Annotated in this window: 14 protein-coding genes; 7 read left to right on the forward strand and 7 right to left on the reverse strand. The window is 71.9% G+C overall.

Going from position 1 to position 15308, the window contains the following annotated elements; translation table 11 throughout:
• Positions 1-58: 58 nt before the first annotated feature.
• A complete protein-coding gene (locus N4G70_RS04145; protein ID WP_261710980.1) occupies positions 59-820 on the forward strand; it encodes a hypothetical protein in 762 nt (253 codons plus the stop codon).
• On the opposite strand, the gene N4G70_RS04150 is transcribed toward N4G70_RS04145, so the two are convergent.
• From N4G70_RS04150 to N4G70_RS04165, 4 genes are all read right to left on the reverse strand, one after another.
• On the reverse strand, positions 763-1500 hold the full coding sequence (locus tag N4G70_RS04150) for a hypothetical protein (RefSeq protein WP_261710981.1): 738 nt from the start codon (positions 1498-1500) through the stop codon (positions 763-765). The genes N4G70_RS04145 and N4G70_RS04150 overlap by 58 nt on opposite strands.
• Positions 1497-3266 carry a phosphatidylglycerol lysyltransferase domain-containing protein gene (locus N4G70_RS04155; RefSeq protein WP_261710982.1) on the reverse strand — a complete coding sequence of 590 codons (1770 nt, stop codon included), beginning with the start codon at positions 3264-3266 and terminating at the stop codon, positions 1497-1499. Before N4G70_RS04155 ends, N4G70_RS04150 begins: the two co-directional genes overlap by 4 nt.
• 80 nt (positions 3267-3346) lie before the next feature.
• Positions 3347-4432 (reverse strand): nicotinate-nucleotide--dimethylbenzimidazole phosphoribosyltransferase, encoded by a 1086-nt coding sequence (gene cobT, locus N4G70_RS04160; protein WP_261710983.1) that lies wholly within the window; start codon positions 4430-4432, stop codon positions 3347-3349.
• Between the two features lie 30 nt (positions 4433-4462).
• Positions 4463-5659, reverse strand: coding sequence for a bifunctional adenosylcobinamide kinase/adenosylcobinamide-phosphate guanylyltransferase (locus tag N4G70_RS04165; RefSeq protein ID WP_261710984.1), 1197 nt, complete (start codon positions 5657-5659; stop codon positions 4463-4465).
• Between the two features lie 80 nt (positions 5660-5739).
• Here N4G70_RS04165 and N4G70_RS04170 point away from each other — a divergent pair, with 80 nt between their 5' ends.
• On the forward strand, positions 5740-5949 hold the full coding sequence (locus N4G70_RS04170; protein ID WP_261710985.1) for a hypothetical protein: 210 nt from the start codon (positions 5740-5742) through the stop codon (positions 5947-5949).
• A gap of 65 nt (positions 5950-6014) precedes the next feature.
• On the opposite strand, the gene N4G70_RS04175 is transcribed toward N4G70_RS04170, so the two are convergent.
• From N4G70_RS04175 to N4G70_RS04185, 3 genes are all read right to left on the reverse strand, one after another.
• Positions 6015-7112 carry a S1C family serine protease gene (locus tag N4G70_RS04175; protein WP_261710986.1) on the reverse strand — a complete coding sequence of 366 codons (1098 nt, stop codon included), beginning with the start codon at positions 7110-7112 and terminating at the stop codon, positions 6015-6017.
• A 109-nt stretch (positions 7113-7221) separates the two neighbouring features.
• Entirely contained in the window at positions 7222-7956 is a 735-nt protein-coding gene (locus N4G70_RS04180) for a bifunctional 2-polyprenyl-6-hydroxyphenol methylase/3-demethylubiquinol 3-O-methyltransferase UbiG (protein ID WP_261711372.1), read from the reverse strand.
• A gap of 59 nt (positions 7957-8015) precedes the next feature.
• Positions 8016-8609, reverse strand: coding sequence for a DUF3043 domain-containing protein (locus N4G70_RS04185; protein ID WP_261710987.1), 594 nt, complete (start codon positions 8607-8609; stop codon positions 8016-8018).
• A gap of 264 nt (positions 8610-8873) precedes the next feature.
• On the opposite strand from N4G70_RS04185, the gene N4G70_RS04190 reads away from it, so the two are divergent.
• The 5 genes from N4G70_RS04190 (at position 8874) to N4G70_RS04210 (ending at position 15233) form a co-directional block, all read left to right on the forward strand.
• Positions 8874-9668 (forward strand): PspA/IM30 family protein, encoded by a 795-nt coding sequence (locus N4G70_RS04190; protein ID WP_261710988.1) that lies wholly within the window; start codon positions 8874-8876, stop codon positions 9666-9668.
• Between the two features lie 19 nt (positions 9669-9687).
• Positions 9688-9966, forward strand: coding sequence for a PspA-associated protein PspAA (locus N4G70_RS04195; RefSeq protein ID WP_261710989.1), 279 nt, complete (start codon positions 9688-9690; stop codon positions 9964-9966).
• A 27-nt stretch (positions 9967-9993) separates the two neighbouring features.
• The gene (locus tag N4G70_RS04200) at positions 9994-11223 is read left to right on the forward strand and encodes a sensor histidine kinase (RefSeq protein WP_399034046.1); all 1230 of its coding nucleotides are present in this window, start codon (positions 9994-9996) and stop codon (positions 11221-11223) included.
• Entirely contained in the window at positions 11220-11909 is a 690-nt protein-coding gene (locus N4G70_RS04205; protein WP_261710991.1) for a response regulator transcription factor, read from the forward strand. The genes N4G70_RS04200 and N4G70_RS04205 overlap by 4 nt, the downstream gene beginning before the upstream one ends.
• A 207-nt stretch (positions 11910-12116) precedes the next feature.
• The gene (locus N4G70_RS04210) at positions 12117-15233 is read left to right on the forward strand and encodes an efflux RND transporter permease subunit (RefSeq protein WP_261710992.1); all 3117 of its coding nucleotides are present in this window, start codon (positions 12117-12119) and stop codon (positions 15231-15233) included.
• Positions 15234-15308 lie beyond the last annotated feature (75 nt).

Consider the following 15308-nt stretch of genomic DNA (forward strand, 5'->3'; position numbering starts at 1 on the left):
CGCTTCGCCCGCCCCCGGCGGTAAATTGCGCATACCAGCGCAAACAGGAGCGGGTGGGATGGGTCACTGGTTCTACCGGAACATCACCGAGCCGGGCAAGCTGCCCATGCTGCTCGCGCTCGCCGCGTTCGTCGTGACGTTCGTGGTCACCCGCTCCATCACCCGCCTGATCAGGGCCGGGCGCGGCCCGTTCCGCAACATCAGGCCCGGCGGGATGCACATCCACCATGTGGTGCCGGGCGTCATCCTCACCATCGTGGGCGGCTTCGGCGCGGTCGGCAGCGGCCGCCACGGCATCGCGGCGGCCGTCTTCGCCGTCCTCTTCGGGATGGGCGCGGGCCTGGTCCTCGACGAGTTCGCGCTGATCCTGCACCTCGACGACGTGTACTGGAGCGAGAGCGGGCGCAAGAGCGTCGAGATCGTGGTGCTGACCGCCGCCCTGATGACGCTGGTGCTCGCCGGGTTCTCACCGCTCGGCGTCAACGACGTGAGCCCCGAGGAGCAGCACGACCGGGCCTCGTTCATCACCACGATCGCCATCAACTTCTGTTTCGTGCTGATCGCCCTCTTCAAGGGCAAGGCGCGGCTGTCGATCCTGGGGATCTTCGTGCCGTTCGTGGCCCTGTTCGGCGCGCTCCGGCTCGCCCGCCCCGGCTCCCCGTGGGCCCAGCGCTTCTACCGCAAGCGGCCCAGGGCCCGCGCCAGGGCCGGATTGCGGGCCTACCGCCACGACCGGCGCTGGTCGGCGCCGCGCCGTCGGCTTCAGGACTGGATCGGCGGCGCACCCGACAAGCTCCCGGTGCGCCGCCCCCGATCATGATGGTCGCGTCGTCGCCTCCTGCGGCGCCGCAGCCAGGTGATCCAGCAGATCACGGCGACCGCGAGCAGGGCCGCGATGTGCTCCTTGCCCGCGAGGTTGTTCTTGAGCACCACTTCGAGGACCATCGAGACGACCACCACCCCGGCCGTCCAGTACGCCCGGTAGCGCCAGCACACGTACACCGCGAGGGCCACCACGGCCGCCGAGGGGCCGGTGTCGACCATCTCGGCGGCGGACGCGGGCAGGCCGAAGACGCTGTCCGGCCCGATGCGGATGCCGACCCGCGCGTACAGGGTGCCGGCCAGCGTCGCCGCGTAGGCGATGAGCAGCATCCGGCCGCGCCCGATGCAGATCTCCGCGACGCCGAAGACGAGCAGCACCTGGGCGAGCGCCCCCCACACCGGCAGGTCGAGGGCCGGCACGAACAGGGAGAACGGGGTGCGCAGGAGCGAGATCCACAGGGGGTACTCGGCCTTCACGGAGCCGAGGATCTGGATCGGTCTGAAGCCCCAGGACTGGTTCTGGATGATCTGGAAGACCGAGGTGAGGGCCACCGCCGAGAGCGTCAGCCCGATCGCCCGCCAGCGCTGGGTGTGCAGCGCGTACGCGACGGTCTTGAGCAGGGGCCCCCATTCGCGTTCCGCGAACCGGCGCACCCCGCCCCTGGCCCCACCCCTCATCTCTGCGACTCCAGGTGTCTGCGGTGCAGCCACTTGGGCAGGCCCGGGGCTTCCAGGAAGCCCTCGGCGCGCGCGGACGCGATGGCGATGCGCGGCAGGTCCGCGCTCTTCTCGAACAAGGTGAACCGTGGCTCCCAGATCGGCCGGTACTTGGCGTTGGACCGGTACAGCGACTCGATCTGCCACCAGCGGGAGAAGAAGCTGAGGAGCGAGCGCCACAGCCTCAGCACGGGTCCCGCCCCGAGCTTCGAGCCGCGCTCGAAGACGGAACGGAACATCGCGAAGTTCAGTGAGACCTGAGTGATCCTGATCTCCTTGGCGCGCTGGAGGAGTTCGATCACCATGAACTCGATCAGGCCGTTCTCGGAGTCGCGGTCACGCCGCATCAGGTCCAGCGAGAGCCCTTCGGGGCCCCAGGGCACGAAGCTCAGCAGCGCCCTCAACTCGCCCTCGCCGTCGAAGCATTCGAGCATCATGCACTGGCCGTCGGCCGGGTCGCCGAGCCGGCCGAGCGCCATCGAGAAGCCGCGTTCGGTGGCGCCGTCGCGCCAGTCGTCGGCCTTGCGTAGGAGTTCGTCCATCTCCTCGGCGGGAATGTCCGCGTGGCGGCGGATCCGCACCTCGTATCCGGCCCGCTTGACCCGGTTGTACGCCTGGCGCACGGTCCGCATGGCGCGGCCCTCCAGGGTGAACTCGGCGGTCTCCACGATCGCCTCGTCGCCCATCTCCAGCGCGTCCAGGCCGTGCCGGGCGTAGATCTGCCCGGCCTCCTCGCTGGCGCCGGTGACGGCCGGGATCCAGCCGTGCGCGCGGGCCTCGGCCAGCCACGGCTCGATCGCGCCGGGCCAGGCCTCGGGGTCGCCGATGGGGTCGCCGGAGGCCAGCGAGACGCTGTTGATCACGCGGTAGGTGACGGCGGCCTTGCCGGTGGGCGACCAGATGACGGCCTTCTCGCGGCGCAGCGCGAAGTAGCCGAGCGAGTCGCGCTCGCCGTGCTTGTCCAGGAGCGCGCGCAGCTTCTCCTCGTCCTCGACGGTGAGCGGGTCGACGGCCCTGCGGTTGCGGAAGGCGGCGAAGACGACCGCGATCAGGAGCAGCGTGGCGAGCACGTTGATGGTGACGTTGACCCAGCCCGGGGTGGTGACGCCCTGGGTGTGCCGGTCGTCGGGGACCAGGAAGACCAGGCGCATCAGGCCGTAGCGCCAGCGTCGCAGGAACGTCGACTGGTCGGTGCCGTCGTAGGTGTTGGTCGCGCTGACCAGGACGGCCGCGATCAGGGAGGTGACGAGCAGCCCGCCGACGGCGGTGACGACCGCGGCCAGCGGGTTGGACCGGTCGCCCTTGGCGTAGAACTCGCGGCGGCCCACCAACAGCGCCACCACGAAGGCGGTGGTGAGGCCCAGCGAGATCCAGTTCTGGACGTAGCGGTGGAATCCCGGCAGCGCCATGACGTACGCGAAGAGCAGCAGGAAGAGCCCGCCGAGCACCAGGTTCAGGATCCAGGCGGCCCGCTTGCGGCGGCGCATGGTGACGGCGAGGAAGAGCGTGACGACCCCGGAGGTGAAGCCGGCTTCGAGCAGATACGGCGTGAAGTAGTCGTCCGTGTTGTGCCGCCGCAGCCCCTGTCCGAGGGTCACCCACACGGCACTGAGGAAATTGATGAACGTCACGACGCGCAGATACCAGACGGCGAACGCCGCACCGGTCCGCGAGCGCGGGGTGCTCCGGTTCGTTCCTTCAGTGGTGCTCAAGCGGACTTCTCCCATGAAACGCGATGATATGGGGGCAAAGCGTTTCGCAGCGGCCGCGAGCGGTGCCGGGGGAGGCTCCCCGGCACCGCCGTGACTCACTCGTCGACGCTCTCCTGCGTGCCGTCCGTGCGCCGGTCGGCGCGCTCGGGCAGCTCCGCGGCCAGGGCGGCCGCGGCTTGTACGAGGGGAAGAGCGAGCAAGGCCCCGGTTCCTTCGCCCACTGTGACGCCATGATCGAGCAGAGGGTTGAGCGCCATCCGGTCCAGCGCCTTCGCCTGGCCCGGCTCGCCGCTGAGCTGGCCCGCGAGCCACCAGTCCGGCGCCCGGAAGGCGGCCCGCTGGGCCACCAGCGCACAGGCCGACGAGACGACCCCGTCGAGGATCACCGGCAGCCTGCGCACCGCACACTGGAGCAGGAAACCCGTGGCGGCGGCAAGGTCCGCGCCGCCCACCGCGGCCAGGAGTTCGAGCTGATCGCCGAGAACCGGCCGCGCCCGGCGCAGCGCGTCGCGGATCGCGGCGCACTTGCGCATCCAGGCCAGATCGTCGATCCCGGCGCCGCCGCGCCCGGTGACCACCGAGGCGTCCGTTCCGCACAGCGCCGCGATCAGCACCGCCGCCGGGGTGGTGCCGCCCACGCTGAGGTCGCCGAGCACCACCAGGTCGGTGCCGGAGTCGGCCTCCTCGTCGGCGATCTTCACGCCGAGCCGTACGGCGGCCTCCGCCTCCTCCACGGTGAGCGCGTCCTCGACGTCGATACGGCCGCTGCCGCGCCGCACCCGGTGGCGTACGACGTCCTCGGGCAGCAGGGCCGGGTCGCAGTCGAGACCGGCGTCGACCACACGGACCGAGGTGCCCTGGCGGCGGGCGAGCACCGCGACGGGGCTCGCGCCGTCCAGGACGGCGCGGACCAGGGTGTGCGCGGAGCCGGCCGGACGGGCCGAGACGCCGAGCCCGGCCACCCCGTGGTCGCCCGCGAACAGCACCACGCGGGGTTGCTCGACGGCCCGGACGGGGTTGGCGCCCTGTGCCGCCGACAGCCAGGTGGCCAGTTCGTCGAGCCGGCCGAGCGCGCCGGGCGGCACGCCCTGCCGCTCCCGGCGTTCCTCGGCGTCACGCCGCACACCGTTGTCGGGGCGTTCGATCAGATCGGAGAAGTCGTCCAGGTTCAGCCTGCTCATCTGCCGAACAGTACCGCCAGCGGGTGGACATCAGCCGCGCAGCGTGAGCGCCTGCCCCGCGACGACGAGCAGGACCTGTTCGCACTCGGCCGCGAACGCCGCGTTCAGGCGCCCGAGTTCGTCCCGGAACCGGCGCCCCGACGCCGTCGCCGGCACCACGCCCGAGCCCACCTCGTTGCTCACCGCCACCACCGTGCGCGAGGTTCCCCGTACGGCGGCGACGAGTTCGGCCGTCCGCTCCTTCAGCGCCCGCTCGCCGCCCTGCGCCCACTTCTCGTCGTCCCACGCGCCGACCCGGTCCATCGCGTCGGTCAGCCACAGCGCCAGACAGTCGATCAGGAGCGGGGGGCCCGGCTCCTCCAGGAGCGGCGCGAGTTCGCAGGTCTCCTCGGTGCGCCAGGAGGCGGGCCGGCGCTCGCGGTGCAGGCCCACCCGCGCCGCCCACTCCGCGTCGCCCTCGCGACCGCCTCCGGTCGCCACGTACACCACCTGCGGGAAGCCCGCCAGGCGCCGCTCGGCCTCCACCGACTTGCCCGAGCGCGCCCCGCCGAGGACGAGCGCCCGGCGCGGCACGTCGGGCACCGCGTGGTACTCGCCGACCACCAGCGTCGTGCCGTCCGGCACCGCCCGCGCGCCGAGCGCGGCGAGCCGGCGTTCCAACTCCCGCCCCGGCGGCACCTCGTGGTCGATGTGGACCGCGATCACATCGGTGGCGGGACCGATGCCGCCCGCCGCCCGCAGCCTCGCCAGCGCGTCCGGGCGCCCGCAGACATCGGCCACCACCATGTCGTACGGGCGCACCTCGGCGGGGCCCGCGGGGGCGCCGCCCGGCGGCAGGTACAGCAGGCGCTCGCCGTCGGGGGAGGTCACCTCGTACCCGGTGCCCGGCGAGTCCAGCGGCACGGCCAGCACCCGGTGGCCGCTGATCAGCGACAGCCTGCGGCCGTCCGGCACCCGGCCGGCCGCGGGCAGCCCGGCGGGCAGCTCCAGGGCGGGCCCGTCGTGCGGGTGGGTGAGCAGCACCTGGCGCACGCCCGCGAGCGAGTGCCCGGCGCGGGCGGCGGCGAGCGCCGCGCCGGGCGTGAGGTCGAGCAGCAGCGCGCCGTCGACGAGCAGGGCGGTCGCGGCGCGGGCGTCCGACCCGCGGGCGAGGGCGCACGCGGCGCAGGGACAGTCGGGGCGCGGCAGGCCGGCGGGGGCCCCGGTGCCGAGGAGAGTCAGTTCCACAGGCACGATCCTCCCGCGTAACCGGCCCTCTTGCGCGCCCGGTTACGCTGCGGGCAGCAACGTGACGTAAGGAGGCGGACATGGCGTGGACGTGGCGTTTCGAGAAGTCGGACGGTACGGAGGTCGAGCCGGCGGTGGCGCCGGAGGAGTTCACGACCCAGGGCGATGCGGAGTCCTGGATCGGTGAGGTGTGGAAGGACCTGCTGGAGGGCGGGGCCGACCAGGTCTTCCTCTTCGAGGACGGCGCGAAGATCTACGGCCCGATGAGCCTGCACGCCGAACAGGTCTGACGGGCCCGCACGCCGGACAGGTCCGGCGTGGCGGCCGGGGGCGCCCGCGGTGTCCCCGGCCGCGCTCAGATCTCGCCGAGGGTGACCTCGGCCGTCCTCCCGGCCCCGTCGCGGACGTACGTCACCTGGACCTTCTGGCCGGGCTTGTCGGCCGCGAGCGCCTCGGTGAGCGCGGTGATCGAGGCGATGTCGGTGTCGCCGAGCCGGGTGATGATGTCGCCCGGCCGCAGGCCCGCCCGGGCCGCGGCGCCGTTCGCCGGGGCCTGCACGACCGCGACCCCGGCCGGCCGGTAGCCCGCGTCGACCACGGTGCGGCCGGTGATGCCGAGCGCGGCGCGGCCGGAGTCGGTGACCTTGCCGCTCTTGATGATCTGGTCGGCCACCGTCTTCACCATCGACGCCGGGATCGCGAAGCCGATGCCGGGGGCCGCGCTGCCGCCCATGTCCGGGTCGGTGGCGGCGAGCGTCGGGATGCCGATGACCTCGTCGTCCAGGTTGACCAGGGCGCCGCCGCTGTTGCCGGGGTTGATCGCGGCCGAGGTCTGCACCATGTTGGCGATGGTGGCGCCCGTCCCGCCGCCGGCGCTCCCCTCGGAGACGGTGCGGCCGGTCGCCGACACGATGCCCTGGGTGACGCTGGAGGACAGGCCGAGCGGGGAGCCCATGGCGAGCACGATCTGGCCCATCTCGACCTTCGCGGAGTCGCCGAACCTGGCGGCCTTCAGACCGCTCGGCACCGAGTCCAGCTTGATCACGGCGAGGTCCTGCTCGGGGTAGGACGACACGAGCCGCGCGGTGATCGCCGAACCGCTGCCGGAGGTCGACACCTTGAACGTCCGCTCCTTGCCGACCACATGGGCGTTGGTGACGATGTGCCCCTGGCCGTCGTAGACGACCCCCGACCCCAGGCTGTTGGTGGCGTCGATCTGCACGACGGAGGGCAGCACGTTCTTGATGACCCGCATGTAGTCGCCCTGGAGGGTGTCGGTGCCCCCGGAGCCGTTGCGCTGGGGGGCCGCGTTGCTCGCGGAGGCGGCCGACGCCTTCGGCGCCGCGCCGGATCCGGCGCCCGAACAGCCGCCCAGCGCGACGGCGGTGGCGACGGCGACGGTCAGCGGCAGCACCGCACGGCGCACCCGCCCGGCGCGAAGAGATGCATCCATGGCAGGAGTATCCCTTTGGTCCGATATAACGGCCTGTCGGTGCGCCCGATCAGGTACCGGCAGGTACCGGGGCCCCGGGCCGGGGCCCACTCGGCGGATACCCCGCGCGTCAGTCCCGTACGCCGAAGAGGTGCAGCAGCGCCGCGACCTGGCGGTAGGGGTCGGTGCGGCCCGCCCGGTCCTCGGCGGCCAGCAGCCGCTCCAGTTCGTCGGCGGCGGGCAGTTCGGCCGCGTTGGGCACGTTGTCGGTGAACACCCGCACCCCGTACCAGGTGTGCAGCGGCGCCGCGATCCCATCCAGCGTGCGGGTCAGCGCCGCGAGCCGGTCGGCCCGCACCGGCAGGCCGAGCCGATTGGTGTACGAGTCGGTGTCGAAGGCGGCGAGGGCGCCCGCCCAGTCACCGGCCAGGCCCGGCCGCACGGCCAGCGCGTCCGCGTTGCGCACGAGCAGCGAGAGCAGCCCGCCGGGGGCGAGCATCCGGGCCAGGCCCGCGAGCATCGCGTCCGGCTCCTCGACGTACATCAGGACGCCGTGGCAGAGCACCACGTCGAAGGAGCCCGGCATGAAGTGCACGCCGGTCTCGCGGCCGTCGCCCTCGATCAGGCGGACCCGCTCGCGGATCCCCTCGGGCTCGGTGACCAGCGCCTCGCGGGCCACCTTGAGCATCGAGGGATCGGATTCGAGCCCGGTCACCGAGTGCCCGGCGCGGGCCAGGCGCAGGGCCTGGGTGCCCTGGCCCATGCCGACGTCGAGCACGCGCAGCCGCTGGCCCACCGGGAAGCGCCCGGCTATCTGCTCGTCGAGGTGCCGGGCCACGAGCTCCTGGCGGACGACGTTGCGCAGCCCGCCGAGCCCCTTGAGCCAGGCGCCGGAGGCGCCGGTGAACCCGGACGGTTTGCCGCTCAGGGCCGCTCTCCGCGCTTGACCTGCGGCTTGGGCAGCCGCAGCCGGCGCATCTGGAGCGTGCGCATCAGGCCGTAGGCGACGGCGCCCTTCTTCGGCTCGTCCGGGAAGCGGGCGGCCAGCGCCCTCTTCAGGCGGAAGGCCAGGCCCACCGAGTCGAGCACGATGAGCACGATCACCACGAGCCACAGCAGCAGCGAGAGGTTCTGGAGGCTGCCGATGCGGATCATCGAGAGCACCAGGATGATCACCGCGAGCGGCAGGAACATCTCGGCGACCGAGAACCGCGAGTCGACGTAGTCGCGGACGAACTTGCGCACCGGGCCCTTGTCACGGGCCGGCAGATAGCGCTGGTCGCCATTGGCGAGCGCTTCGCGCTGCTTCGCCATGTCGACCCGGCGCGCCTCGCGCTGGCGCTTGGCGGCCTCCTTGCGGTCGGTCGGCACGGTCGAGGCCCGGCGGCGCTGGGTCTGCGCCTCACTCCGCTTGGGAGTGGGGCGCCCCTTGGGGGCCTGCGGGTCGCGGGGCTGGGAGAGGTCCGCCGTCACCTTGTCGGTGGGGGCCTTCTCTGCGTTGGAACGGCTACGGAACACAATCCCCAAGGGTACGGGGTACCCGGCATGGACCCCAGGCCGGTGGGGAACGATCCGGCAACGCCTTGCGTCCGTAGAGACGGGCGGCGCGAGCTTCCCCCGAGGGTCACCTACTCCCTGCGCCGGATCAGCGGCGGACGTAGTCGTCCTTGGGGATGAGCGCATCGCCGCCCGAACAGTGCGGTAATGGATGCAGGGCCCGTACTGTGGGTTCTGTTGCAGCAGCGGGAGCTGGAGTCCGTCAGAAGGGGGCGCGCGAAGCCCATGAGCGGTGTCATGAAGCGTATGGGAATGATCTTCCGCGCGAAGGCGAACAAGGCCCTTGACCGGGCCGAGGACCCTCGCGAGACCCTCGATTACTCGTACCAGAAGCAGCTTGAGCTGCTCCAGAAGGTACGCAGGGGCGTCGCCGACGTGGCGACCTCCCGCAAGCGTCTTGAACTGCAGCTCAACCAGTTGCAGAGCCAGTCCTCCAAGCTGGAGGACCAGGGGCGCAAGGCCCTCTCGCTGGGCCGCGAGGACCTGGCGCGCGAGGCCCTGTCCCGCCGTGCCTCGCTCCAGCAGCAGGTCACCGATCTGGAGACGCAGCACCAGACGTTGCAGGGCGAGGAGGAGAAGCTCACCCTCGCGGCCCAGCGGCTCCAGGCCAAGGTCGACGCCTTCCGCACCAAGAAGGAGACGATCAAGGCCACCTACACGGCGGCCCAGGCCCAGACCCGGATCGCCGAGTCCTTCTCGGGCATCTCCGAGGAGATGAGCGACGTGGGCCTCGCCATCCAGCGGGCCGAGGACAAGACCGCGCAGCTCCAGGCGCGGGCCGGCGCGATCGACGAACTGCTCGCCTCCGGCGCGCTCGACGACCAGTCGGGCCTGGCCAAGGACGACATCCAGACCGAGCTCGACCGGTTGTCCGGTGGTACGGATGTAGAGCTGGAACTGCAGCGGATGAAGGCCGAGCTCATGGGCGGCGGATCCGCCGGGAAGCAGGCCATCGAGGGCGGCGCCGCCGCCCCGCAGGACCAGGCCCCGCAGCAGAGCCCGCGCTTCGACAAGCAGTGACGAGCGGCAGGAGACGTTCATGATCGTCCGGATCATGGGGGAGGGGCAGGTGAAGCTGGCGGACAGCCACTTCACCGAGCTCAACAAGCTCGACGACGAGCTCCTCGGCCAGATGGAGAGCGGTGACCAGGAAGGCTTCCGCCGCACCCTGGGCGCGCTGCTCGACGCGGTGCGCCGCCTGGGCGAGCCCCTGCCCGACGACGCCCTCGAACCGTCCGAGCTGATCCTTCCGGGCCCGGACGCGAGCCTGGACGAGGTCAGGGACATGCTCAGCGACGACGGCCTCATCCCCGGCTGACCGGGGCGGGCCCCGGCCTTACGGTAGGTGCCCGTGACCCCCATCGACCGTGCCCGCCCCTGGCTCAGGGCGCATCCGCTTGCCCTGGACGCCGCCCTCGCCGTCGGCGTGCTGATCTGCATGGTCATCGGGTCCTTCGCCGACCCGCACGGACCCAACGGGCCCACCTTCGGCACCCGTACGCCGGGTCTGCGCTCGCTCGTCCTGATGACGCTGGGCGCCGGGGCCCTGGTGCTGCGGCGCCGCGCGCCCATGGCCGTGCTCGCCTGCACCACCGCGCTCGCCGCGGTGGAGCTCGCCCTCGGCGCGCCGCCCGCGCCCGTCGCGATGAGCGCGGTCGTCGCCCTGTTCACCGTGGCCGCCCACACCGACCGGCCCACCACCTACCGGGTCGGCGTACTCACCATGGTCGTGCTCACCGGCACGGCCATGCTCTTCGGCGTCCCGCCCTGGTACTCCCAGGAACACCTCGGGGTCTTCGCCTGGACCGGCATGGCCGCGGCCGCCGGGGACGCCGTGCGCAGCCGGCGCGCCTTCATCCAGGCCATCCGCGAACGCGCCGAGCGGGCCGAGCACGGCCGTGAGGAGGAGGCCCGGCGCCGGGTCGCCGAGGAGCGCCTGCGGATCGCCCGCGACCTGCACGACGTGGTCGCCCACCACATCGCCCTGGTCAACGTGCAGGCCGGCGTCGCGGCCCACGTCATGGACAAGCGGCCCGACCAGGCCAAGGAGGCCCTCGCCCACGTACGCGAGGCCAGCCGCTCCGCGCTGGACGAACTCCGCTCCACCGTCGGCCTGCTGCGCCAGTCCGGCGACCCCGCCGCCCCCACCGAACCCGCTCCGGGCCTCGCCGTCCTGGACGATCTGCTGGCCGGGTTCCGGCGGGCGGGCCTGCCCGTGGAACTGGCCCGCACCGACGAGACCCCGCTGCCCGCCTCCGTCGACCTCGCCGCCTACCGGGTCATCCAGGAGGCGCTCACCAACGTACGCAAGCACGCGGGCCCCGGCGCCAGGGCCGAGGTGAGCGTCGTGACCGTCGGGCCGCACACCGAGATCACCGTCATCGACAACGGCACGGGCCCCGGCGCCGCGGACGGCGGCGGCGGCGGCCACGGCCTGCTCGGGATGCGGGAGCGCGTCACCGCCCTCGGCGGCAGCTGCACCGCGGGCCCCCGCTACGGCGGCGGCTTCCGCGTCCAGGCGATACTGCCGGTCAAGGCCGCGGAGACCGGGGCCACGGGGGAAGGCACGTCATGACCATCAAGGTGGTACTCGCCGACGACCAGGCGCTGCTGCGCTCGGCGTTCCGCGTCCTGGTCGACTCCGAGCCGGACATGGAGGTGGTGGGCGAGGCGGCCGACGGGGCCGAGGTCGTCGACGTGGTCCACCGGACGCTGCCGGACGTCGTCCTGATGGACATCCGGATGCCCGGCACCGACGGCCTCGCCGCGACCCGCGCCATCACCGCCGACCCGGCCCTCGCCGCCGTCCACGTGGTGATGCTGACGACCTTCGAGGTCGACGAGTACGTGGTGCAGTCGCTGCGGGCCGGCGCCTCGGGCTTCCTCGGCAAGGGCGCCGAGCCCGAGGAACTGCTCGGCGCGATCCGGATCGCCGCGGCGGGCGAGGCCCTCCTCTCGCCGGCCGCGACCAAGGGCCTGATCACCACCTTCCTTGCCCAGGGCGGCAGTTGGGACGCGGGGGAGGAGGAGTCGCGACGGTACGGCGAGCGGCTCGCCGCCCTGACCGTGCGCGAACGCGAGGTGCTGGTCCAGGTCGCGGGCGGCCACTCCAACGACGAGATCGCCGAGCGGCTCACCGTCAGCCCGCTCACGGTCAAGACCCACGTCAACCGGGCGATGGCCAAATTGGGCGCCCGCGACCGTGCCCAACTGGTGGTCATCGCCTACGAATCGGGCCTTGTCCGCCCACGGGTGGACTGAAGGGTGGAGTGCGGCGTACTGCGGCTGCGGTATGCGCGGGATAAGGAAAGGGACCTGGGAGCGAGGCATTGAACCCGCCCCATGGCGGAGGGTTGTAGGCGGGGGCCGGGTCTTCCCGGGTGATGCGCCGCGTGATCACGGGCCGGTCCCGCCTGCCCCGTCCGCCTCGTACCGCCGCTCGCACGCCACAGAAGAGAGACCCCACCCATGTCCTGGCTGTCCAGATTCAGCCTCGCACAGCGGGCCCTGATAGGCCTGATGTCGATCGTCGCGATCGTCTTCGGGGCGATCGCCATTCCGCAGCTCAAGCAGCAACTGCTGCCCACCATCGAACTGCCGATGGTGTCGGTGCTCGCCCCCTACCAGGGCGCGTCCCCCGACGTGGTCGAGAAGCAGGTCGTCGAGCCGCTCGAAAAGAACATCAAGGCCGTCAGCGGAGTCAAGGGCATCACGTCCACGGCGTCCGAGGGCAACGCCGTGATCATGGCGACCTTCGACTTCGGCACCGGTACGAAGCAGCTCGTGGCCGACATCCAGCAGGCCGTCAACCGGTCCCGCACCCAGATCCCCTCGGACGTCGACCCGCAGGTCGTGGCCGGTTCCACCGACGACATGCCGACCGTGGTCCTCGCGGTGACCTCCGACAAGGACCAGCAGGCGCTCGCCGACCAGCTGGACCGCACGGTCGTCCCGGTCCTGGAGGACATCAAGGGCGTCGGCCGCGTCAGCGTGGACGGAGTGCAGGACCTCCAGGTCGACGTGACGCCCGACGCGAAGAAGCTCGCCGAGGCCGGCCTCACCACCATGACGCTCGGCGACGCCCTCAAGGCGGGCGGCGCGACGATACCCGGCGGCTCGTTCTCCGAGGACGGCAAGAGCCGTACCGTCCAGGTCGGCGCCCCCTACACCTCGCTCAAGCAGATCGAGGACCTGCGGATCAAGCCGCAGCAGGGCGCCCCGGTCCGCCTCGGTGACCTCGCCACGGTCAAGCAGCAGCCCGCCAAGCGGGTCTCCATCACGCGCACCAACGGCAAGCCCAGCCTCGCCGTGATGGCCACCATGGACCACGACGGCAGCGCCGTCGCGATCTCCCAGGCCGTCAAGGACAAGCTGCCCGATCTGAAGAAGGACCTCGGCGCGGGCGCGGAGCTCACCGTCGTCTCGGACCAGGGCCCCCAGGTCTCCAAGGCCATCTCCGGCCTGACCACCGAGGGCGCGCTCGGCCTGCTCTTCGCGGTCATCGTGATCCTGCTGTTCCTCGCCTCGATCCGCTCCACCCTGGTGACCGCGGTCTCCATCCCGCTGTCCGTGGTCCTCGCGCTGATCGTGCTGTGGACGCAGGACCTCTCCCTGAACATGCTCACGCTGGGCGCGCTGACCATCGCGATCGGCCGGGTCGTCGACGACTCGATCGTGGTCCTGGAGAACATCAAGCGTCACCTCGGCTACGGCGAGGAGCGCCACGAGGCGATCCTGACGGGCGTCAAGGAGGTCGCCGGCGCGGTGACCGCCTCGACGCTCACCACCGTCGCGGTCTTCCTGCCCATCGCCTTCGTCAACGGCATGGTGGGCGAGCTCTTCGGCTCGTTCAGCCTCACCGTCACCGCGGCCCTGCTGGCCTCGCTCCTCGTCTCGCTGACCGTCGTCCCGGTCCTGTCGTTCTGGTTCCTGCGCGCGCCGAAGGCGATCGCGGGCATCGACCCGGAGGAGGCGCGCCGTAGGGCGGAGGAGAAGGAGAACAAGTCCCGCCTCCAGCGGGTGTACGTCCCGGTGCTCCGCTTCGCGACCCGGCGCCGCCTCACCAGCGTGCTGCTCGCGGTCGTCATCCTGATCGGCACCTTCGGGATGGCCGGGCTGCTGAAGACCAACTTCTTCGACCAGGGCGAGCAGGACACCCTGTCGATCAAGCAGGAGCTGGAGCCGGGCACCAGCCTGGACGCGGCGGACGCCGCCTCCAAGAAGGTCGAGCAGATCCTCGCCGGCGACCCGGCGGTCAAGAGCTACCAGGTCACCGTCGGCTCCTCCGGCTTCATGGCGGCCTTCGGCGGCGGCACCGGAGCCAACCAGGCCTCGTACACCGTGACGCTCAAGAGCGCGGGCGACTACGACAAGGCGCACGACCGTCTGGAGGCGGCCCTCAAGAACCAGCCGGGCAACCCCGCGATCTCCTCCGGCGGCGGTTTCGGCAGCCAGAACCTGAGCGTGGTCGTCAAGGCGGCCGACGGCGACGTCCTGAAGAAGGCCGCGGAGCAGGTGCGTGAGGCCGTCGCGGGTCTCAAGGACGTCAGCGACGTGCAGAGCGACCTGGCGCAGAGCGTGCCCCGCGTCTCGGTGCAGCCCAACGACAAGGCGGCCGACGCGGGCTTCAACCAGACCACCCTCGGCATGGCCGTCGCCCAGCAGGTGCGCGGCACCCAGGTCACCAAGGCGATCATGGGCGACTCCGAGCGGGACGTCTACATCACCTCGCCCAACCCGGCCACGACCGTGGACCAGCTCAAGAACCTCTCGCTCGGCCCGGTCAAGCTCGGTGACATCGCCGAGGTGAAGCTGGTGCCCGGCCCGGTCTCGATGACCCGGATCGACGGCGCCCGCTCGGCGACCATCACCGCCAAGCCGGTCGGCGACAACACCGGCAAGGTCAGCACCGACCTCCAGGCCAAGATCAAGGACCTGAAGCTGCCGGCCGGCGCCACCGCCTCCATCGGCGGTGTCTCCTCGGACCAGTCGGACGCGTTCAAGAACCTGGGCCTGGCGATGCTGGCGGCGATCGCGATCGTCTTCATGCTCCTGGTCGCGACGTTCAAGTCCCTCATCCAGCCGCTGATCCTGCTGGTCGCCATCCCGTTCGCGGCCACCGGCGCGATCGGTCTGCTCATCGCCACCGACACCCCGATGGGCGTCCCCGCGATGATCGGCATGCTGATGCTGATCGGCATCGTGGTGACCAACGCGATCGTCCTGATCGACCTGATCAACCAGTACCGCAAGCAGGGCCTCGGCGTGGTCGAGGCGGTCGTCGAGGGTGGCCGCCACCGTCTGCGCCCGATCCTGATGACGGCGCTGGCGACGATCTTCGCGCTGCTCCCGATGGCCCTCGGCATCACGGGCGAGGGCGGCTTCATCGCCCAGCCGCTCGCGGTCGTGGTGATCGGCGGTCTGGTCACGTCGACGCTGCTGACCCTGCTCCTGGTCCCGACCCTCTACGCGATGGTCGAGCTCCGCAAGGAGCGCAAGGCCAAGAAGAAGGCGGCCAAGCGCGCCAGGAAGGCGGGTGCCACCGAGGCGTCGGACTCCGACGACCGGGAGCCGGCCAACGCCTGATCCGGCCACCGGCCGAGCGGGCTCGCGCCCGCCTCGGCCGGTTCGCCCGCCCGTCCCGGTACGGACGACCGAGGC

Origin of the sequence: Streptomyces sp. ASQP_92 (assembly GCF_025399895.1) — a bacterium.
GTDB lineage: Bacteria > Actinomycetota > Actinomycetes > Streptomycetales > Streptomycetaceae > Streptomyces.

What these genes read in the sequence shown, in the direction of transcription:
- N4G70_RS04170 (WP_261710985.1), top strand. Translation starts at nt 5,740, where the DNA reads ATGGCGTGGACGTGGCGTTTCGAGAAGTCGGACGGTACGGAGGTCGAG.
- N4G70_RS04145 (WP_261710980.1), top strand. Translation starts at nt 59, where the DNA reads ATGGGTCACTGGTTCTACCGGAACATCACCGAGCCGGGCAAGCTGCCC.
- N4G70_RS04190 (WP_261710988.1), top strand. Translation starts at nt 8,874, where the DNA reads ATGAGCGGTGTCATGAAGCGTATGGGAATGATCTTCCGCGCGAAGGCG.
- N4G70_RS04210 (WP_261710992.1), top strand. Translation starts at nt 12,117, where the DNA reads ATGTCCTGGCTGTCCAGATTCAGCCTCGCACAGCGGGCCCTGATAGGC.
- N4G70_RS04175 (WP_261710986.1), bottom strand. Translation starts at nt 7,112, where the DNA reads ATGGATGCATCTCTTCGCGCCGGGCGGGTGCGCCGTGCGGTGCTGCCG.
- N4G70_RS04195 (WP_261710989.1), top strand. Translation starts at nt 9,688, where the DNA reads ATGATCGTCCGGATCATGGGGGAGGGGCAGGTGAAGCTGGCGGACAGC.
- N4G70_RS04150 (WP_261710981.1), bottom strand. Translation starts at nt 1,500, where the DNA reads ATGAGGGGTGGGGCCAGGGGCGGGGTGCGCCGGTTCGCGGAACGCGAA.
- N4G70_RS04155 (WP_261710982.1), bottom strand. Translation starts at nt 3,266, where the DNA reads ATGGGAGAAGTCCGCTTGAGCACCACTGAAGGAACGAACCGGAGCACC.
- cobT (WP_261710983.1), bottom strand. Translation starts at nt 4,432, where the DNA reads ATGAGCAGGCTGAACCTGGACGACTTCTCCGATCTGATCGAACGCCCC.
- N4G70_RS04205 (WP_261710991.1), top strand. Translation starts at nt 11,220, where the DNA reads ATGACCATCAAGGTGGTACTCGCCGACGACCAGGCGCTGCTGCGCTCG.